The organism is Pseudomonas sp. 7SR1 (genome assembly GCF_900156465.1).
GTDB lineage: Bacteria > Pseudomonadota > Gammaproteobacteria > Pseudomonadales > Pseudomonadaceae > Aquipseudomonas.
In genome coordinates this window covers 367,025-385,022 of record NZ_LT707064.1, presented here as the reverse complement: position 1 = coordinate 385,022, position 17,998 = coordinate 367,025, and the positions used below count along the sequence as shown (strand labels likewise).

The following is a 17,998-nucleotide window of genomic DNA, read 5'->3' as shown; positions in this document are numbered from 1 at the left end:
TCGCGCTATGCGGCACGTCCTTGTGCCGCTTTCGGACGAGGTATCAGCGCAGGGGAAATCGGAGGCCAGTCAATGCAAGCTCAGGGCGTGCTGTTTGGGCAGATCGCCGCCGTTTTCGGCATCGTGATCGCCGGCGTATGGAGTGCAACGCAATGGACAGCCGCCACCCTGGGCTATCAACTACGCCTTGGCTCGCCGTGGTTTGATTTCTTCGGCACGCCGGTCTATCACCCCTGGCGGCTGTTCGAGTGGTGGTTCTTCTTTGATGCCTACGCGCCTCAGGTCTTCGACATCGGCGGGGCCATCGCGGGAGGCAGCGGCCTGCTGGCCCTGGTGGTGGCCATCGCCATGTCGGTGTGGCGCTCGCGGCAATCACGCCTGGTCACGACCTACGGCTCGGCGCGCTGGGCCGAAGCGGATGACATTCGCAAGGCCGGGCTGACGCAGCCAGCCGGCGTGTTCCTCGGCAAGTACCGCAACGAGTACCTGCGCCACGAAGGCCCGGAACACGTCCTGACCTTCGCGCCCACACGCTCGGGCAAAGGCGTCGGCTTGGTGGTGCCCACCTTGTTGAGCTGGCCCGCGTCCGCCGTCATCCACGACATCAAGGGCGAGAACTGGCAGATCACCGCGGGCTGGCGCTCGCGCTTCTCGCACTGCCTGCTGTTCAACCCGACCGATGCGAAGTCAGCGGCCTACAACCCGTTGCTCGAAGTGCGGCGCGGCGCGCATGAGGTGCGCGACGTGCAGAACATCGCGGACATTCTGGTTGACCCCGAAGGTGCCCTGGAGAAGCGCAACCATTGGGAGAAGACTTCGCACGCGCTGCTGGTCGGGGCTATCCTGCATGTGCTCTACGCGGGTGAAGACAAGACGCTGCGCGGCGTCGCCAATTTCTTGTCCGACCCGGCCAGCCCGTTCGAGCTGACCTTGCTCCGGATGATGACGACGAAGCACCTGGGCGATGCACCGCACCCGGTTGTCGCGTCCGCTGCGCGCGAAGTGCTCAACAAGTCGGACAACGAACGCTCGGGCGTGTTGAGCACCGCCATGTCGTTCCTCGGCCTGTACCGTGACCCCACGGTGGCCGAAGTCACCTCGCGCTGCGACTGGCGCATCGCCGACCTGATCGCATCCGAGCATCCTGTCTCGCTGTATCTGGTCGTGCCGCCCTCGGACATATCGCGGACGAAGCCGCTCATTCGCCTGATCCTCAACCAGATCGGTCGGCGGCTCACCGAATCGCTCGATGGCAGCGATGGCATTGAGCGCCGCCACAAGCTGCTGCTGATGCTCGACGAGTTCCCGGCCCTGGGCCGCCTGGACTTCTTCGAGACGGCGCTCGCCTTCATGGCGGGCTATGGAATTCGCGCCTTCCTCATCGCCCAGAGCCTGAACCAGATCGACAAGGCGTACGGGCAGAACCATTCCATCCTCGACAACTGCCACGTCCGCGTGACGTTTTCCACCAACGACGAACGCACGGCCAAACGGGTTTCGGAAACGCTGGGCACCGCCACCGAACTGCGCGCCCAGCGCAACTATGCCGGGCACAGATTGGCTCCGTGGCTAGGGCACCTGATGGTGTCGCGGCAGGAGACGGCCCGCCCGCTGCTGACGCCCGGTGAAGTGATGCAGCTTCCGACCGACGAAGCCGTGGTGATGGTGTCCAGCGTGGCACCGATCAAAGCCAAGAAGCTGCGCTACTACGCCGACGCGAATTTCAAGCGTCGCGTGCTGCCGCCGCCCGCGCTCCCCGCCGGGCGCTATGCCGACGTGCCGCCAGTTCGCTCCGACGACTGGAGCGGGCTGGCGATCCCCACTGTCCCCGCCATGGCCACCAGTGCCGCCGCCGATGGCTTGGGCGGCATCGCCGATGACGGCGGGCCGCGCCGTCAGCCGGAGCTATCCGAAGTCGCCGAATACAGCCCCGAGCCACAGCCCGCAGGCAACGACCTGGCGCTGCTCGATGACGACGACGACCTGCCGCTGCCTGGTTTTGCATCTCTCCCCGGCCAGCTCGACCCGGCCATGCAGCGCACGGCCCGGCTGGCTTCCCTCGACCCCAACGACGGAATCGACCTATGAGCCAATACCGCCTCAATCTGTTCATCCAGCCCGAGCACGCCAAGCGCCTCGAAGAACTGGCCGCCAAGAAAGGCGTGTCCAAGTCGTCCATCGTCGCGGCGGCGCTCGCATCGTGGTTGTCGCCCGATGCAGGCGACCAGCGCGAGGCGGCCATCGCCAAGCGGCTCGATCGCCTGTCGCGCCAGGTCGAGCGCATGGAGCGCGACCAGAACATCCAGATCGAAACGCTGGCGCTGTTCATCCGCTACTTCCTGACCGTCAGCACGCCGGTTCCCGAGGCCCATCAGGACGCGGCGCGCGCCCAGGGCCGGGCACGCTTCGAGCAATTCGTTGAACAGTTGGGCCGCCACCTGCTGCGCGGCCGCAGCCTGGTGCGCGACGTGGTGGAGGAACTGCACCCCGACCCGGTGCGAATGGATGACGCGGCGGCGCTGGCCGAAGCGCAGGAGCGTGCCTCATGAGCGCCGTTCCGCAGACCCCGCCCGAACGCTCATCCACCGCGGCTTCGCTGGATCGCCGCATCCAGATGCTGCGCACGGCAATGGGGCCGGTCATCGCCAGCGCGCTGGCCGACCCCGACGTGGTGGAAATCATGCTCAACCCCGATCGCACCCTTTGGGTGGATCGGCTCTCAACGGGCCGCACGCCGCTGGGCGTGGAACTGTCCGAAGACGATGGCGAACGCATCATCCGCCTGGTGGCCGCGCACGTCGGCGCGGAAGTGCATCGCGGACGGCCGCTGCTGACCGCCGAGTTGCCCGAAACCGGCGAACGCTTCGAGGGCATTCTGCCGCCGGCCGCGCCGGGGCCGGCCTTCGCGCTGCGCAAGCGCGCCGTGAGCATCATCGGCCTGGATCGCTACGTCGCCGACGGCATCCTGACCACCGGGCAGGCGAAGTTCCTGCGCCGCGCCGTGCGCGAGCGCCAGAACATCCTGATCGCCGGGGCGACCAGCAGCGGCAAGACCACGCTGGCGAACGCGCTGCTGGCCGAGATCGCCGCCACGGGCGACCGCGTACTGGTGCTCGAAGACACCATCGAGCTGCAATGCGCAGCCCGTGACCATGTGCCGCTGCGCACCCGCGCGGGCGTCGTGTCCATGACCGAACTGGTGCGCGCCACGATGCGCCTACGCCCCGACCGCGTGATCGTCGGCGAAGTGCGCGGCGGCGAAGCCCTGGACTTGGTGAAGGTGTGGGGCACCGGCCATCCGGGCGGCATCGCCACGATCCATGCCGGTTCCGCGCTGGGTGCGCTGCTGCGCCTGGAGCAATTGATTCTCGAAGTCGCGGTGAACCCGCCGCGTGCGCTGATCGCCGAGGCGGTCAACGTGGTGATCCACATCGCCGGACGCGGCCGCAAGCGCCGCGTCGAAAGCATCGCCCGCGTCGTCGGCTTCGACGGTGTGGGCTACCGCCTGGCGGACGCGCAGGAAACACCGTTTCCCGAGCTGATGCCGGTTCCTCTCGCAGCGGATACCGCTGCGCCTTCCCCGTCCCTTGACCAACCTGGAGAACTGCCATGACGCAGATGCACGCTCACGCTTTCCGCTTTTCCGTAAATCCGCTTTCCCACCTGTCCAGCCTTGCGCGGCTGCGCAGCCTGGCCCGCCCGGCGGGGCAAGGGCTGCTGCTGGCCGCGCTGCTGCTGTTCCTGGCCGGTACGGCGCAGGCCGCCGGTTCTTCGATGCCGTGGGAAGGCCCGCTGCAATCCATTCTGGAGTCGATCCAGGGGCCGGTGGCGCGCATCGTCGCGGTCATCATCATCATCGCCACGGGCCTGGCGCTGGCCTTCGGCGACACGTCGGGCGGCTTCCGCAAGCTGATCCAGATCGTGTTCGGTCTGTCCATCGCGTTCGCGGCTTCGAGCTTCTTCCTGTCGTTCTTCAGCTTCTCCGGCGGGGCCGTCGTATGAGCGGCGCGGATAGCTTCGCGGCCGGCTTCGAGGTGCCGCTGCATCGCTCGCTCACCGAACCGATCCTCATGGGCGGTGCGCCGCGCACCGTGGCGATTGCCAACGGCACGCTGGCCGCCGCCGTCGGGCTGGGCCTGCAACTCTGGATTCCTGGTGTCGTGCTCTGGATCGTCGGTCACTCGCTAGCCGTGTGGGGCGCGCGTGTCGATCCGCAGTTCATGCAGGTCTTCGCCCGGCACATCAAGCACAAGCCGCTGCTGGACGTGTAGGGAGATGTCGCCATGCTGAACCTTGCCGAATACCGCCAGCGGCCCGCCTTGCTGGCCGACTGGCTGCCCTGGGCCGGGCTGGTCGCGCCTGGCGTGGTGCTGAACAAGGATGGAGCTTTCCAGCGAACGGCGCGCTTTCGTGGGCCGGATCTGGACAGCGCCACGCAGGGCGAGCTGATCGCCACCACCGCGCGGCTGAACAACGCACTGCGCCGGCTGGGTTCGGGCTGGGCGCTGTTCGTGGAAGCCGAGCGCCGGCCGGCGGCGGACTACCCGCACTCGGAATTTCCCGAGCCGTTGTCGTGGCTGGTGGACGAGGAACGCCGCGCCGCCTTCGAGGAATCGGGCCACCACTTCGAGAGCGCCTATCACCTGACGCTGGCCTACCTGCCGCCGGAAGAATCCCGCGCCCGTGCGGCCAAGCTGCTCTACGAGCACGCGCCGGGCGATGGCGTGGACTGGCGCGGTCGGCTCGATGCCTTCGTGGCGGAAACCGATCGCGTGTTCGACCTGCTCGATGGCGTGATGCCGGAAATCGCCTGGCTCGATGACGCGCAGACGCTGACCTACCTGCACGCCACGGTGTCCACGCGGCGCTACCGCGTAGGCGTGCCCGAAGTGCCTTTCCACCTCGACGCGCTGCTGGCCGATTCCGCGCTGGTCGGTGGTCTGGCGCCCATGCTGGGCGACCAACACCTGCGCGTGGTGTCGGTGCGGGGCTTCCCGACCTCGACCTGGCCGGGCCTGCTGGACGACCTCAACCGCCTGGGCTTTGCCTATCGCTGGTCAACCCGGTTCCTCTGCCTTGACAAAGCCGAGGCGGAAAAGGAGCTGGGCCGCCTGCGCCGCCAATGGTTTGCCAAGCGCAAGAACGTCACCGCGCTGCTGCGCGAAACGATCTTTCAGCAGGAATCGCCCTTGGTGGACACGGATGCCAGCAACAAGGCGGCCGACGCGGACGCCGCCTTGCAGGAGCTGGGCAGCGATCAAGTCGCCTTCGGCTACCTCACCGCCACGGTGACAGTGCTCGATGCCGACCCGGCCGTGGCCGACGAGAAGCTGCGCATGGTGGAGCGCGTGATTCAGGGCCGGGGCTTCGTGACCATTCCCGAAACCTTGAATGCAGTCGATGCGTGGCTGTCATCGGTGCCGGGCAACGCCTACGCCAACGTGCGCCAGCCCATCGTCTCAACGCTGAACCTGGCGCACATGATGCCGGTGTCGGCGGTGTGGGCCGGCCCCGAGCGCAACAAGCATCTGGACGGCCCGCCGCTGATCGTCACGCGCACCGATGGCGCGACGCCGTTCCGGCTGGTGACGCACATCGGCGACGTCGGCCACACGCTGGTCGCCGGCCCGACCGGCATGGGCAAGTCCGTTCTGCTTGCGATGCTGGCCTTGCAGTTCCGCCGCTATGGCGGCTCGCGCATCTTCGCCTTCGACATGGGGCGATCCATGCGAGCGACGGTGCTGGGCCTGGGGGGCGAACACTACGACCTGGGCGCGGACGGCGGCATCGCCTTCCAGCCACTCGCGCGCATCGACGGCGAAGGCTACCGCACCTGGGCGGCCGAATGGATCGAAGGCCGCTTGCTGCACGAAGGCGTGACCGTCGGCCCCGACGAGAAAGCCGCTATCTGGTCGGCGCTGGGAAGCCTTGCCGGTGCGCCGGTGGAACAGCGCACGATGACCGGGCTTTCGGTGCTGCTGCAATCGAACGCCCTACGGCAGGCGTTGTCGCCGTATGTACTGGGCGGCGCGCACGGCAAGCTGCTGGATGCCGACCGCGACCGGCTCGGCAGCGGCGACGTGCAGGGCTTCGAGATGGAAGAACTGATGCACAGCCCCGCCGCCGTGCAAGCGGTGCTGCGTTACCTGTTCTCCCGCTTCGATGCGCGTTTCGACGGTGCGCCCACGCTGCTGATCCTCGATGAAGCGTGGTTGTTCCTCGATGAACCATCCTTCGCGGCGCGCATCCGGCAATGGCTCAAGACGCTGCGCAAGAAAAACGTGTCGGTGATCTTCGCCACGCAGAGCCTTACGGACATCAAGGATTCGACCATCGCGCCCGCGATCATCGAAAGCTGCGCGAGCAGGATCTTTCTCCCTAACCCGCAGGCGACCGAGCCGCAGATTCGCACGATCTACGAGGGCTTCGGCCTCAACAGCCGGCAAATCGAGATCGTCGCCACCGCGCAGCCCAAGCGCGATTACTACTACCAATCGCGCCTGGGCAATCGCCTGTTCGACCTCGACCTGGGGCCGGCTGCGCTTGCCTTCGCGGGCGCATCCACACCGCAAGACCAACGCGACATAGAGCGGGTGCTGATGCAGGCCGGCGCTCCCGGCTTCGCCGGCGCGTGGCTGCGCCATCGCGGCCTCGATTGGGCCGCCGACCTGCTGCCGTCCTCGCCAGCGGCGGCTTCTTTCCTTTCCCAACCACGACAGGAGAACCTGCCATGAAGACCCGTGTGCTTTCCGTAACGCTGGCCGCCGCGCTGTCGGTGTCGCTGCTGGCCGTGCAGCCCGCATCGGCGCTGACGGTGTTCGACCCGTCCAACTTCGTGCAGAACACGCTGACCGCCGTTCGCACGCTGGAGCAGATCAACAACCAGATCAACCAGCTTCAAAACGAAGCGCAGATGTTGATGAACCAGGCGCGCAACCTGGCGAATCTCGACTTCAACATCGTCAACCGCCTGCGCTCGACGCTCGCCACGACCGAACGCCTGATCGCCGAGGCGCAAGGGCTGGCCTATGACGTGCAGAGCATGGATGCCACCTTCTCGCGCCTGTACCCCGAGCATTACGCCGCCACCGTCAGCGGCGACCAGATGCTGCGCGATGCGCAGGAACGCTGGAAGAACACCCTGAACGGCCTGCACACCGCGATGCGGATGCAGGCGCAGGTGTCGCAGAACCTGGCGCAGGACGAAAGCGCGCTGGCCGACCTCGTGAACCAGAGCCAATCGGCGGCGGGTGCCTTGCAGGCCATGCAGGCGACGAACCAGCTTCTCGCCTTGCAGGCCAAGCAGTCCATCCAGGCCCAGCAGCTCCAGATCACGCAAGACCGCGCGGCCTCGCTGGAACTGGCGCGGCAGGCGGCGGCCACCGAACGCGCCCGCGAAGTGCGGCGGCGCTTCCTCGGCACCGGCACGCCGTACACGCCGCAGTCCGTCAACTTCTACAACAACTGACGGGAGGCGGCCATGCGATGCGTTCCTGTCCAGCTGGCCGTGCTGCTGACCGCGTGCGGCCAGCAGCCGGTCGAAGACCTGGCCGCGACCTTGGCCGCCGATCCCGTGCGGCTCAAGGCGTTGCGTGCCCAATGCGCGGCCGACCGGCAAGCCGCAGGCGAAGACACCTGCCGCGCCGCCACCAAAGCCTTCCGGCGGCGGTTCTTCGCCGGCCAGACCGGGCCGGACGAATACCGGACGCTGGCCGAACTGCCGCCGATCCCGGCGAGCTTCGACACGCCCACCGACGACACGCCGGAAGGCGATGCGCCGATCGCCGCGGCGGAGGACACGCCATGAACGACGTGACCATCATCGACAGATTCCTCGACACGTTCTCGCGCTACATCGACTCGGGTTTCGGTCTGCTGCAAGGCGAAGTCGCGTTCCTGACGGCCACGCTGATCGTCATCGACATGACCATCGCCGGCCTGTATTGGGCCATGAGTCATGCCACCGGCCAAGGCGAGGACGTCATCGCCAAGCTGTTGCGCAAGGTGCTCTACGTCGGTGCCTTCGCCTACATCATCAACAACTTCAACTGGCTGTCGGGCATCTTGTTCAGGTCGTTCGCCGGCCTGGGCCTGACGGCCACCGGCTCGACGTTGAGCATGGAGAACTTTCTCCAGCCCGGGCGGCTGGCGAAGACGGGCATCGACGCTGGTGCGCCGATTCTTGAGCAGATCGGCGACATGGCCGGCTTCCCCGAAGTATTCGTGAACCTCGACCCCATCGTGGTGCTGTTCATCGCCTGGCTGGTGGTGATCCTCTGCTTCTTCGTGCTCGCGGTACAGCTTTTCATCACGCTGATCGAGTTCAAACTGACCACGCTTGCCGGCTTCGTCTTGATTCCGTTCGCACTCTGGAACAAGACGAGCTTCCTCGCGGAAAAGGTGCTCGGCAATGTGGTTTCGTCAGGCATCAAGGTCTTGGTGCTAGCCGTCATCGTCGGTATCGGCTCGGGCCTGTTCGCGGAGTTCCAGGTTCATCCCGACGAGCCTTCCATCGACCACGCGCTGGTCGTGATGCTGGCCTCGCTCGCGCTGCTGGCGCTGGGCATCTTCGGCCCCGGGATCGCGACCGGCCTTGTGTCCGGTGCGCCGCAGCTTGGCGCGGGCGCGATGGCCGGCGCTGCCGTCGGCGCGGTCGGCACGGGCGTTGCCATCGGTGCCGCCGCGACCGGCGTGGGCGGTGCGGTCATGGCGGGCGCACGCATGGCCCCGGCCGCCGCCAAGCTGGCCGGCAGCGGCGCACGCGCCGCCACGTCGGCGGCCAGCAGTGCCAAGTCCGCATTCCAGGCCGGTTCCGCCGCCGCGGGCGGCGGGGCCAAGGGCGCGGCTGCGGGCCTGGGCAACGTCGCCAAGACCGGCGCGCAGGCGGCAGGCCGCCGCGCTGCATCGGGTGTGTCCGCTGCCGGGCAGAAGGTGGCCGGTTCCTTCCGTGCTGGCTGGAACGGCGCCGATGCCGGCACTGCCGGCTCCGGCCAGGCCGCCGCAGGCGAAGGCACGGACAGCGCCGCCAGCGCGCCGACGCAGGAGCAACCCGCGTGGGCCAAGCGGATGCACCGCCGCCAGCAGATCACCCATGCCGCGACCACCGCCGCCCACACGCTGCGCGGTGGTGACGGCGGCGGCTCGGGGCAAGGCCCGAGCCTGCGCCCCGATGAATGACCCGATACCTGACCACCAAGGAGAACCCCTATGCGATTCAAGCGACCGCAGGTGCGCTATGCCGACACGCCAAAGCCTGCCACCCCGTATCAATCGGCCGCGCAGGTGTGGGACGACCGCATCGGTTCGGCCCGCGTCCAGGCCAAGAACTGGCGATTCATGGCCTTCGGCTGCCTCACGCTGGCGCTGCTGATGGCCGGCGGCCTGGTGTGGCGCTCGGCGCAGTCCATCGTCACCCCCTATGTCATCGAGGTCGATCAGTCGGGGCAGGTGCGCGCCGTCGGCGAAGCGGCCACGCCGTACCGGCCCGCCGATGCGCAGATTGCGCACCACCTGGCGCGCTTCGTGACGCTGGTGCGCTCCCTGTCCATCGACCCCATCGTAGTGCGGCAGAACTGGCTGGATGCCTACGACTACACCACCGACAAGGGCGCGGCCGTGCTCAACGACTACGCCAGCAAGAACGATCCCTTCGCCCGCATCGGCCGCGAGTCGGTGACGGTGCAGATCACCAGCGTTGTCCGCGCCAGCGACACGTCTTTCAACGTGCGCTGGACGGAACAGCGATTCGTCAACGGCGCACCTGCTGGCACCGAACGCTGGAACGCCGTGCTTTCCACCGTGCTGCAAACCCCGCGCACCGAACAGCGCCTGCGCAAGAACCCGCTGGGTATCTACGTCAATGGCCTGTCGTGGAGCCGCGAACTGGATTCTTCCGAAGGAGCTAAGCCATGAATGCACTTTTCCGTAAATCCGTTTTTCCGTTGATCCTGCTGGCCTCGACTGTCCTGTTCTCGGGCTGCGCCTCGCAGGGCAAGCCGCCGCCGTCCATCTCTCTCGATGAGCCAGTGCAGGCGCAGCCGCTGCCGGAGCCGCCCGCGCCGGTGGAAGTGGTCGCCGTGCCCGAGCCGCTGGCACTGCCGGCGCAGTTGAAGCCGCTGCCCGAGGTGGACACCGCCCCGACCGTGCCGGAACCTGCCGACGAGAAGGTGCGTGTCTCGCGTGCGAATGCCGAGGCGCGCATCGCGCCCACGCGCGAGGGCTACGTCAATGCGATTCAGGTATGGCCTTTCACCGACGGCGCGTTGTATCAGGTCTATGCCGCGCCGGGGCGCGTGACCGTGGTTTCGCTCCAGCCAGGCGAGGAGCTGGTGACGGTTGCCGCAGGCGATACCGTGCGCTGGATCGTGGGCGACACGTCCAGCGGCAGCGGCGCCGACCTGCGCGTCAATGTGCTGGTCAAGCCGATCCGCTCGGGCCTCAAAACCAATCTGGTCATCACTACCAGCCGCCGAACGTACCTGCTGGAGCTGACCTCGACCGAGAAGGCGTGGATGGCGTCGGTGTCCTGGGACTACCCGAAAGACCGGATGCTGGCCTTGCAGCGCCAGGCGCAGGCGGCCAGCGCCGCCGTGCCGGTCGATACCGGCCTGTCGCTGGAGAAGATCCGCTTCCGCTACGCGGTCAGCGGCAGCAATCCGCCGTGGAAGCCGCTGCGCGCCTTCGACGATGGCGAGAAGGTCTATATCCAGTTCCCGCCGGGCATCGCGCAAGGCGAGCTACCGCCGCTGTTCGTGATCGGCGCGCAGGGCGACGGGCAACTGGTGAACTACCGTTTCCGCTCGCCGTACTACATCGTGGATCGGCTGTTCGGCGCTGCCGAACTGCGCCTGGGCGGTGATGGCGGCGACGTGGTGCGAATCGAACGCACGGATGGCGTCGTATCAAGGAGTGGGAGGAACTGACCATGAGCCAGGACGAAACTCCCGACCTCGCCACGCCGCAGGCGGGCAAGGTAGCACCCGAGGCGGTGGCGCTGCGCGCACAGCCGCGCCCGGTCACGCGCCTGAACCGGCGCACGCTGGCCATCCTCGCCGGCACCCTGTCGGTCGCCGTGCTCGGCGCGCTGATGTGGTCACTGCAACCGCAGCGGCGCGGCGCGGGCGAGCAGACCGAGCTTTACAACGTCGATCGCGTCTCGAAGTCCGAAGGGCTGGACGCGCTGCCGGCCAACTACTCCAAGCTGCCGCCCCCGTTGCCGGCATCCGTGCCGGGGCTGGGGCCGCCGCTGCCGGGCGATCTTGGCCCGGCCATCGTGAAGTCGCAGCAGCCGGTGACGGCCGCCTACGCGGCCCCCGGCCACGACCCGAACGACGCGCTACGCAAGGAAGCCGAAGCGGCGGCGGCATCGTCGGTGTTCTTCCGCTCGGGTTCGCAGCAGGCCGCGCCGGTGGCGCAGACGCAGGTGGCCGCCGCGCCGGGCTTCGCCGCCAATGCGGCGTTCGACCCACTGGCGGCTGGCCCGGCCTCGACGGCGGCCCAGCCTGCCGACCCGACCGCCGTACAGAACCGGCAAGACCAGAAAGAGGCTTTCCAGAAAGCCGGAACCACGGAAACCCGCAATTCCGGCAACCTGACCCTGCCGGCTTCGCCGTATCAGGTCATGGCCGGAACGGTGGTCGCCGGGGCGCTGGTGACGGGCATCAAGTCCGATCTGCCGGGCGACGTGATCGCCACTGTAACGGAGCCGGTCTATGACACGGCCACCGGGCGCTTCCTGCTGATTCCGCAGGGTTCGCGCATCCTGGGCAAATACAACAGCCAGGTCAGCTACGGGCAGAGCCGCGTGCAGGTGGTGTGGAACCGCATCATCCTGCCGGATACGTCCTCGCTCACGCTCGATAACCTGGCCGGCACCGACCCGGCCGGCTATGCCGGCCTGGAGGATGACGTGGATTGGCATTGGGATCGCATCTTTGCCGGCGCGGCGCTGACCACGCTGCTGGGCATCGGTGCCGAGTTGGCCGCGCCGGAGAACCGGCAAGACGGTGATCGCGTCATCATCGCCGGGCGCGACAGCGCGCAGGACAGCATCAATCAGGTCGGCCAGGAGATGACCCGGCGCAACCTCAACATCCAGCCGACGCTGACCGAGCGCCCCGGCTTGCCGGTTCGCATCATCGTCAACCGCGACTTGGTGCTGCGGCCGTACCAGCCACTTTTCTTCAACAGGGGGACTTCTCGATGACGACGCGCAAGCTGCGGCTCGGGCCGCTACCGAAGACGGAATCCACTAAGCTGACCTTTGTTTGCTCGGCCAGCTTGAAAGCAGATCTCGACCGCTACGCCGCGCTGCACGCGCAGATCTACGGTGAAGCGGTCGATGCCACAGTGCTGATTCCGCACATGCTTGAGGTGTTTATGGCAGGGGATCGTGGTTTCAAGAGGGGAGGGCAGGGGCCAGCGCCGAAGCCATCAACGAAGTGATGCTCGGAGGAAGACTGCTGTGCTTGTCTGCGCTATCCTAGAGGGTGATTGACGATGGAGTTGCCAGAGTCGTCGCCCCTCAAGTTCCTCCATCTTCCGCACCAGATAAAGCTCTTGTCGGATGACGGTAAAAGCGACGGTAGTGGCCCATGTCGATCATCGCAAATCCCTTTATCCACGCGGGCTTGCGAGACCTGTTGATGATGGAGTGGGAATGATTGGGCGTCCGGCGTTGTCCGGCACCCATTAACAGGAAATGCCCTGAAGCCCGCGTAATTGCGGGCTTTTGGCTTTTTGGGGCAAATGCCCTGCGGGGTGCTCGATACCCTGTCGCCTCGCCAGGGAAGGGCCTGGGATCAAATCTCTTGATCAGCCCGGTTTCGTTGGGTTCTCTCGTGATGCATGAGTGCTTTTCCGGGCACGGTCTTATTTTTCGTGCGCGGCGATGAACATGGCGACGGCTGCCCGGCAATAGGATTCGATTTCGTTGTCGTCCTCTGCCCTGGCCTCATCGAAGCGCGCGATCATCAGCAGATCGGACCCTTTGAAAAGCGCGGCAAACAAACGGGCGGACTGGCGAGGATCGGGCACGTTCAGAACCGCCTTCGCGTGCAACTGACGCAACAGGGCCTCGATCTGGGCAATGACATAGGCGGGACCGGCTTCGTAATGGCGCTTGCTTAACGATTTTTGATTCGTCTTGTCGGCCATGATCATGGCTTCGACACTGCGCACGTCGGGGCTCAGCAACGTGCGAAGCAGGGATGTTCCCACCGCCATGAGCTGATCTGCCGCCGAACCGCCGACGCCTTCAATAAGGGCTTGGGGTGCAAACTGATGGCAGTGGGCCGCAATGGCCGCACTGAACAGCGCCTCCTTGTTCTCGAAGTGCCGATAGATGCTGAGCTTGGATATCTTCGCCCGCTGGGCGACCTTGTCCATTGTCGTCGCTTGAAAACCCAATTCCACAAAAAGTTCGCCCGCGGCGTCAATGATCGTCTGGCCTAGCGCATCGTTGGCGGGCCGGCCGCGTCGGGCCTGACTGTGTTCGGTCATAAAATTCCAGTACTTGACAGTATCTAAATTTGTAAATTATGGTACCAGTGAGTATCTTAATTTTGCAAGCCGATCTCCCTTCATCCACAGCGCGGAGCCCATCATCATGAATGACGTCATCATCATCGGCGGCAGTTTTGCCGGTCTTGCCGCCGCCCTGCAACTCGGCCGTGCCCGCCGCAAGGTCACCGTTCTCGATACCGGCCTGCCGCGCAATCGTTTCGCCGACCACTCCCATGGCCTGCTCGGCCACGACCACAAGCCACCGCTGGAGATACTGGCCGAGGCGCGGCAGCAACTGGCACGCTATCCCACGATCCAGCTGGTCAATGCCCGGGCCGAGAGCGTCTCCGGCGCCCTCGACGATTTCTCCGTCCTCACGGGCGAGGGCGCAACCCTGAGGGCGCGCCGCCTGATCCTGAGCTATGGCGTCGCCGACCAGATGCCTGAACTTCCCGGCTTTGCCGAAGGCTGGGGCAGCTCCATCGTGCCTTGCCCGTATTGCGACGGCTTTGAAGTTGCCGGCCGGCATTGGGGCCTCGTCTGGTCCGGCCCAATGTCGCACAACTACGTCAGGCTATACCACGATTGGACTGACACATTGACGGTCTTCGCCAATGGTCACGACATTCCACCCGAGATCCGGGCCGATCTGGCTCGCCGTGGCATCCCTGTCGTCGATGGCCGGGTCACCGAAATCGACCATGACGAGAGCCATAACGCCACCGTCAGGCTCGACGCCGGCCCCTCTGTTGCGGTCGACATCCTGTTCGCGCATCCGCGCAACAAGCCGTCCGCACGCCTGCATGAATCGCTGGGGCTCGCCACGGTCGATACGCCCCAGGGCATCGTCCTCAAGGTCGACGAGCGCCGCGAAACCAGCGTACCCGGCATCTACGCCGCCGGCGACCTCGCCAACCCCGCAATGCCCTCGGTCACCACGGCATCATGGCAAGGCTCGACGGCGGGCATCTGCGCCCAGCAGTCGATGCTGGTTTGAGGGCACTTCGGTTGGCGCAGGCTTTTAAAGGTTGCTTCGAAGCAGCATCGATTACGGTAGTTTCATTTTCCCATTAGACGGGAGTGCCACCATGGCCGACCCAAAGCCGCAAGAGCGTAAATTCAAACCGCTAGACGATAAATTCCCGCTTGAGCGTCAACTCGGCATCACTGCCGCGCCAGTTGTGCTCATCAACCTCTTCACGCTCGATTATGCCGACGAAGCGGGCTTCCTGGACGCTTTCAAGGTGGCTGCCGAGATCATAACGAAGCAACCGGGCTTCATTTCCATGCAGCTGCATCGAGCGATCGGCGATAGCCCGACTTACCTGAACTATGTGGTGTGGGAGTCCACCGAGACGGTCCGCGCCGGTCTCACTCATCCCGAGTTCGTCGCGAAGCTTTCGGCCTATCCGTCATCCGTCGTAGGCAGCCCGCACTTGTTCCAGAAGGTCGCCGTCCCCGGCTTTTGCGTGGCCTGAAGAATGCGTCAAAATGAGGAAATGTCATGACAGAGCAAAAAACCTATCAGGTCGCCGACTGGAATGGCCAAAGCGGGGAGTACTGGGCCGTCAACCAGGCCCGGCTCGACGCCATGTTTGCGGTATTCGGCCAGGCCGCGATCGAAGCCGCCGCGCCCGCGACGGGTGAGCGGGTGCTGGACGTCGGCTGTGGCGCGGGCGCATCGAGTCTGGATCTGGCCGCCCGCGTCGGCGCGGGCGGCCAAGTGCTGGGCGTGGACATATCCGAGCCGTTGATTGGCCGTGCGCGCGCGCTTGCGCCACAGGATACGCCGGTCCTGTTCCAAGTGGCCGACGCCAGCAGCGCCGAGCTGCCCGAGGGCGCGTTCGATATGCTGTTCTCGCGTTTCGGCGTGATGTTTTTCGACGATCCGACAGCGGCGTTCACTCATATGCGACGCGCGCTCCGACCGGGCGGGCGGGTCGCTTTCGTCTGCTGGCGCGGCGTGGCCGAGAACGATTGGGTGCGTCTGCCCATGATCGCGATCAAGGACATTGTCCCGCTGCCCGCGCCGCCCGGTCCCGACGTGCCCGGCCCATTCTCGTTCGGCGACCGGGGGCGCGTGGAGCGCATCCTGACAACGGCCGGCTTCACCGATATCACTATCGCGCCCTTCGATGCTTCCATCTCGTTCGGCCAAGGCGAGACTCGGGACGCGGCGATCGACGACGCCGTGAAGATGGCATTCGAGGGTGGCCCGCTGTCGCTTGTGCTCGCTGATCAGCCCGACGACATCCGTGCCCACGCCTGGGCCGCGGTTCGCGCCGCCTTCGCGGGTCTCCCCGGCGAGCGGTCGGTGATGATTGACGGCGCGGCATGGATTGTCACGGCACGCAAATCGGCTAGCTGACATTACTTATCCGCGACAATCCTTCACTTAATATTTCTCAATCGCGGGTGTATCGTATTCGCCTTTTGCGGACCTGCCGGTTCGCCGCAGATTCAATAGGTGGTTGCGTTCATGTCCTTTACCCGTCGCCAAATACTCGGTGGCCTGGCCGGTCTTGTTGTCGTTGGCGTCGGGGCGGGAGGGGCTTCGCGGTATTGGTTGGGCAGGATGGCCGATGCCCAGGCCGGTCATGACTATGAGCTGATCGCGGCGCCCCTGGACGTCGAGCTGGTGGCCGGGCACAAGACCCAGGCCTGGGCGTTCGGTCCGTCGGCCCCGGGCACCGAGCTGCGGGTACGTCAGGGCGAGTGGTTGCGGGTGCGCTTCATCAACCGCCTGCCGGTTGCCACCACGATCCACTGGCACGGAATCCGTCTGCCGCTGGAAATGGATGGCGTGCCGTACGTTTCGCAACTGCCGGTGCTGCCGGGCGAATACTTCGATTACAAGTTCCGTGTGCCGGACGCCGGCAGCTATTGGTATCACCCTCACGTCAACAGCAGCGAAGAGCTCGGGCGTGGGTTGGTGGGACCGTTGATCATCGAAGAGCGTGAGCCGACTGGCTTCAAGTACGAACAGACCCTGAGCCTCAAGAGCTGGCATGTAGACGAGCAAGGCCAGTTCGTGGAGTTCAGCATCCCTCGCGAGGCCGCCCGTGGCGGCACGGCCGGGCGGCTTTCGACCATCAACGGCGTGCCGCAGGCGGTGATCGACCTGCCGGCGGGGCAGATCACCCGGGTGCGCCTGCTCAACCTGGATAACACCCTGACCTATCGCATCAACATTCCCGGCGTCGAGGCGCAGATCTACGCCCTGGACGGCAACCCCGTCGAGCCGCGCCCGCTGGGCAAGGAGTACTGGCTGGGCCCGGGCATGCGCATCTGCCTGGCCATAAAGGCACCGGCGGCCGGAGAAGAGTTGTCGTTGCGCAACGGCCCGGTACGCCTGGGCACCTTGCGGTCGGTCGCCAACAGCGATGCCCCCACTGCCTGGCCGCCAGCATTGCCGGCCAACCCGGTGGCCGAGCCGGACCTGGCCAATGCCGAGAAACTCAACTTCAATTTCGAGTGGGTCGGTTCGGTGTCGGTCAATGTCGACAACGGCAAGCCGCCGAGCCTGTGGCAGATCAACGGCAAGGCCTGGGACATCACCGACAAGACCTGCGCCGATCGGCCGATCGCTACCCTGAAGAAAGGCCAGAGCTACATTTTCGAATTGAAGAACATGACCCAGTACCAGCACCCGATCCATTTGCACGGGATGAGCTTCAAGGTGATCGCGTCCAACCGGCACAAGGTCGTGCCGTATTTCACCGACACCTACCTGTTGGGCAAGAACGAGCGGGCGCAGGTGGCGCTGGTGGCGGATAACCCTGGGGTGTGGATGTTCCACTGCCATGTGATTGATCACATGGAAACCGGCCTGATGGCCGCCATCGAGGTGGCGTGATGCGCCAGATTCGTCCCGCCAGGATCATCGACCGCAGCCGTGACCAGGATTTCATGCGCGAAGCCCTGGCCCTTGCCGCCCAGGGTGCCGCCCTGGGTGAGGTGCCGGTGGGAGCGGTGTTGGTGCAGGACGGCGAGATCATCGGACGCGGCTTCAATTGCCCGATCAGCGGTCACGATCCCAGTGCCCATGCGGAAATGGTCGCCATCCGCGCCGCGGCCCAGGCCATGCGCAACTATCGCCTGCCCGGCAGCACCCTCTACGTCACGCTGGAACCGTGCAGCATGTGCGCCGGCCTGATCGTTCACTCGCGCATTGCCCGGGTCGTCTATGGTGCCCTGGAGCCCAAGGCCGGCATCGTGCAGAGCCAAGGGCAGTTCTTCAGCCAGGGTTTCCTGAACCATCGCGTGATGTACGAAGGCGGCGTGCTGGCCGAGGAGTGCAGCACGGTGCTGAGCGAGTTCTTCAAGGCGCGTAGAGCCAAGGCCACAGACTAGATACCGGCCCCCTGTGTGTATTCACAGCATCCGCACACCACACAAAAACCTGTGGGAGCGAGCTTGCTCGCGATGAGGCCGGCAAGCCCGACATCCCTGTGACTGAACCACTGCCTTCGCGAGCCGGCTCGCTTCCAGAGGT

General features: G+C 65.8%; 19 protein-coding genes. 18 read left to right on the top strand and 1 reads right to left on the bottom strand.

The window, feature by feature from the left end; all coding sequences use genetic code 11:
• Nucleotides 1–72 precede the first annotated feature (72 nt).
• Genes BW992_RS01850 through BW992_RS01790 form a run of 13 tightly spaced genes read left to right on the top strand, consistent with a single transcriptional unit; the run spans nt 73 to nt 12,444 of the window.
• Nucleotides 73–2,088, top strand: a complete 2,016-nt coding sequence (locus BW992_RS01850; RefSeq protein ID WP_076405412.1) for a conjugal transfer protein TraG — start codon at nt 73–75, stop codon at nt 2,086–2,088.
• A complete protein-coding gene (locus tag BW992_RS01845; RefSeq protein WP_076405411.1) occupies nt 2,085–2,549 on the top strand; it encodes a ribbon-helix-helix protein, CopG family in 465 nt (154 codons plus the stop codon). The genes BW992_RS01850 and BW992_RS01845 overlap by 4 nt, the downstream gene beginning before the upstream one ends.
• Complete coding sequence (gene trbB / locus BW992_RS01840; protein WP_076405410.1) at nt 2,546–3,613, top strand: P-type conjugative transfer ATPase TrbB; 1,068 nt, start codon at nt 2,546–2,548, stop codon at nt 3,611–3,613. Before BW992_RS01845 ends, trbB begins: the two co-directional genes overlap by 4 nt.
• Complete coding sequence (locus tag BW992_RS01835) at nt 3,610–4,002, top strand: TrbC/VirB2 family protein (RefSeq protein WP_023113027.1); 393 nt, start codon at nt 3,610–3,612, stop codon at nt 4,000–4,002. Before trbB ends, BW992_RS01835 begins: the two co-directional genes overlap by 4 nt.
• Complete coding sequence (locus BW992_RS01830; protein WP_076405408.1) at nt 3,999–4,271, top strand: VirB3 family type IV secretion system protein; 273 nt, start codon at nt 3,999–4,001, stop codon at nt 4,269–4,271. Before BW992_RS01835 ends, BW992_RS01830 begins: the two co-directional genes overlap by 4 nt.
• Nucleotides 4,272–4,283: 12 nt before the next feature.
• The gene (gene trbE, locus BW992_RS01825) at nt 4,284–6,734 is read left to right on the top strand and encodes a conjugal transfer protein TrbE (RefSeq protein WP_076405406.1); all 2,451 of its coding nucleotides are present in this window, start codon (nt 4,284–4,286) and stop codon (nt 6,732–6,734) included.
• Nucleotides 6,731–7,468: a P-type conjugative transfer protein TrbJ gene (trbJ, locus tag BW992_RS01820; RefSeq protein ID WP_076405404.1), complete on the top strand. Its 738-nt coding sequence runs from the start codon at nt 6,731–6,733 to the stop codon at nt 7,466–7,468. The genes trbE and trbJ overlap by 4 nt, the downstream gene beginning before the upstream one ends.
• 12 nt (nt 7,469–7,480) lie before the next feature.
• A complete protein-coding gene (locus tag BW992_RS01815; protein ID WP_076405402.1) occupies nt 7,481–7,807 on the top strand; it encodes a hypothetical protein in 327 nt (108 codons plus the stop codon).
• Nucleotides 7,804–9,177 (top strand): P-type conjugative transfer protein TrbL, encoded by a 1,374-nt coding sequence (trbL, locus tag BW992_RS01810; protein WP_076405400.1) that lies wholly within the window; start codon nt 7,804–7,806, stop codon nt 9,175–9,177. The genes BW992_RS01815 and trbL overlap by 4 nt, the downstream gene beginning before the upstream one ends.
• A 30-nt stretch (nt 9,178–9,207) precedes the next feature.
• Nucleotides 9,208–9,912 (top strand): conjugal transfer protein TrbF, encoded by a 705-nt coding sequence (trbF, locus tag BW992_RS01805; RefSeq protein ID WP_076405397.1) that lies wholly within the window; start codon nt 9,208–9,210, stop codon nt 9,910–9,912.
• On the top strand, nt 9,909–10,922 hold the full coding sequence (gene trbG / locus BW992_RS01800; protein WP_076405395.1) for a P-type conjugative transfer protein TrbG: 1,014 nt from the start codon (nt 9,909–9,911) through the stop codon (nt 10,920–10,922). The genes trbF and trbG overlap by 4 nt, the downstream gene beginning before the upstream one ends.
• A 2-nt stretch (nt 10,923–10,924) precedes the next feature.
• The gene (locus BW992_RS01795; protein ID WP_076405393.1) at nt 10,925–12,205 is read left to right on the top strand and encodes a TrbI/VirB10 family protein; all 1,281 of its coding nucleotides are present in this window, start codon (nt 10,925–10,927) and stop codon (nt 12,203–12,205) included.
• On the top strand, nt 12,202–12,444 hold the full coding sequence (locus BW992_RS01790; protein WP_076405391.1) for a DUF2274 domain-containing protein: 243 nt from the start codon (nt 12,202–12,204) through the stop codon (nt 12,442–12,444). The genes BW992_RS01795 and BW992_RS01790 overlap by 4 nt, the downstream gene beginning before the upstream one ends.
• Before the next feature lie 426 nt (nt 12,445–12,870).
• Here the strand turns inward: BW992_RS01790 and BW992_RS01785 are convergent, their stop codons facing one another.
• Complete coding sequence (locus BW992_RS01785) at nt 12,871–13,500, bottom strand: TetR/AcrR family transcriptional regulator (RefSeq protein WP_072388121.1); 630 nt, start codon at nt 13,498–13,500, stop codon at nt 12,871–12,873.
• Between the two features lie 106 nt (nt 13,501–13,606).
• On the opposite strand from BW992_RS01785, the gene BW992_RS01780 reads away from it, so the two are divergent.
• The 5 genes from BW992_RS01780 to tadA all read left to right on the top strand — a co-directional run bounded on the left by BW992_RS01780 (nt 13,607) and on the right by tadA (nt 17,856).
• Nucleotides 13,607–14,500 carry an NAD(P)/FAD-dependent oxidoreductase gene (locus BW992_RS01780; protein ID WP_072388119.1) on the top strand — a complete coding sequence of 298 codons (894 nt, stop codon included), beginning with the start codon at nt 13,607–13,609 and terminating at the stop codon, nt 14,498–14,500.
• Nucleotides 14,501–14,591: 91 nt separating this feature from the next.
• Nucleotides 14,592–14,981 (top strand): antibiotic biosynthesis monooxygenase family protein, encoded by a 390-nt coding sequence (locus BW992_RS01775; RefSeq protein ID WP_072388117.1) that lies wholly within the window; start codon nt 14,592–14,594, stop codon nt 14,979–14,981.
• Nucleotides 14,982–15,007: 26 nt separating this feature from the next.
• Nucleotides 15,008–15,871, top strand: coding sequence for a class I SAM-dependent methyltransferase (locus BW992_RS01770; protein WP_072388114.1), 864 nt, complete (start codon nt 15,008–15,010; stop codon nt 15,869–15,871).
• Between the two features lie 111 nt (nt 15,872–15,982).
• Nucleotides 15,983–17,359 carry a multicopper oxidase family protein gene (locus tag BW992_RS01765; RefSeq protein WP_072388112.1) on the top strand — a complete coding sequence of 459 codons (1,377 nt, stop codon included), beginning with the start codon at nt 15,983–15,985 and terminating at the stop codon, nt 17,357–17,359.
• On the top strand, nt 17,359–17,856 hold the full coding sequence (gene tadA / locus BW992_RS01760; RefSeq protein ID WP_072388110.1) for a tRNA adenosine(34) deaminase TadA: 498 nt from the start codon (nt 17,359–17,361) through the stop codon (nt 17,854–17,856). Before BW992_RS01765 ends, tadA begins: the two co-directional genes overlap by 1 nt.
• Nucleotides 17,857–17,998: the final 142 nt, after the last annotated feature.

Bases quoted from the DNA above. Each gene is read 5' to 3' on its own strand.
- BW992_RS01850 (WP_076405412.1), top strand. From the start codon at position 73: ATGCAAGCTCAGGGCGTGCTGTTTGGGCAGATCGCCGCCGTTTTCGGC.
- BW992_RS01845 (WP_076405411.1), top strand. From the start codon at position 2,085: ATGAGCCAATACCGCCTCAATCTGTTCATCCAGCCCGAGCACGCCAAG.
- trbB (WP_076405410.1), top strand. From the start codon at position 2,546: ATGAGCGCCGTTCCGCAGACCCCGCCCGAACGCTCATCCACCGCGGCT.
- BW992_RS01835 (WP_023113027.1), top strand. From the start codon at position 3,610: ATGACGCAGATGCACGCTCACGCTTTCCGCTTTTCCGTAAATCCGCTT.
- BW992_RS01830 (WP_076405408.1), top strand. From the start codon at position 3,999: ATGAGCGGCGCGGATAGCTTCGCGGCCGGCTTCGAGGTGCCGCTGCAT.
- trbE (WP_076405406.1), top strand. From the start codon at position 4,284: ATGCTGAACCTTGCCGAATACCGCCAGCGGCCCGCCTTGCTGGCCGAC.
- trbJ (WP_076405404.1), top strand. From the start codon at position 6,731: ATGAAGACCCGTGTGCTTTCCGTAACGCTGGCCGCCGCGCTGTCGGTG.
- BW992_RS01815 (WP_076405402.1), top strand. From the start codon at position 7,481: ATGCGATGCGTTCCTGTCCAGCTGGCCGTGCTGCTGACCGCGTGCGGC.
- trbL (WP_076405400.1), top strand. From the start codon at position 7,804: ATGAACGACGTGACCATCATCGACAGATTCCTCGACACGTTCTCGCGC.
- trbF (WP_076405397.1), top strand. From the start codon at position 9,208: ATGCGATTCAAGCGACCGCAGGTGCGCTATGCCGACACGCCAAAGCCT.
- trbG (WP_076405395.1), top strand. From the start codon at position 9,909: ATGAATGCACTTTTCCGTAAATCCGTTTTTCCGTTGATCCTGCTGGCC.
- BW992_RS01795 (WP_076405393.1), top strand. From the start codon at position 10,925: ATGAGCCAGGACGAAACTCCCGACCTCGCCACGCCGCAGGCGGGCAAG.
- BW992_RS01790 (WP_076405391.1), top strand. From the start codon at position 12,202: ATGACGACGCGCAAGCTGCGGCTCGGGCCGCTACCGAAGACGGAATCC.
- BW992_RS01785 (WP_072388121.1), bottom strand. From the start codon at position 13,500: ATGACCGAACACAGTCAGGCCCGACGCGGCCGGCCCGCCAACGATGCG.
- BW992_RS01780 (WP_072388119.1), top strand. From the start codon at position 13,607: ATGAATGACGTCATCATCATCGGCGGCAGTTTTGCCGGTCTTGCCGCC.
- BW992_RS01775 (WP_072388117.1), top strand. From the start codon at position 14,592: ATGGCCGACCCAAAGCCGCAAGAGCGTAAATTCAAACCGCTAGACGAT.
- BW992_RS01770 (WP_072388114.1), top strand. From the start codon at position 15,008: ATGACAGAGCAAAAAACCTATCAGGTCGCCGACTGGAATGGCCAAAGC.
- BW992_RS01765 (WP_072388112.1), top strand. From the start codon at position 15,983: ATGTCCTTTACCCGTCGCCAAATACTCGGTGGCCTGGCCGGTCTTGTT.
- tadA (WP_072388110.1), top strand. From the start codon at position 17,359: ATGCGCCAGATTCGTCCCGCCAGGATCATCGACCGCAGCCGTGACCAG.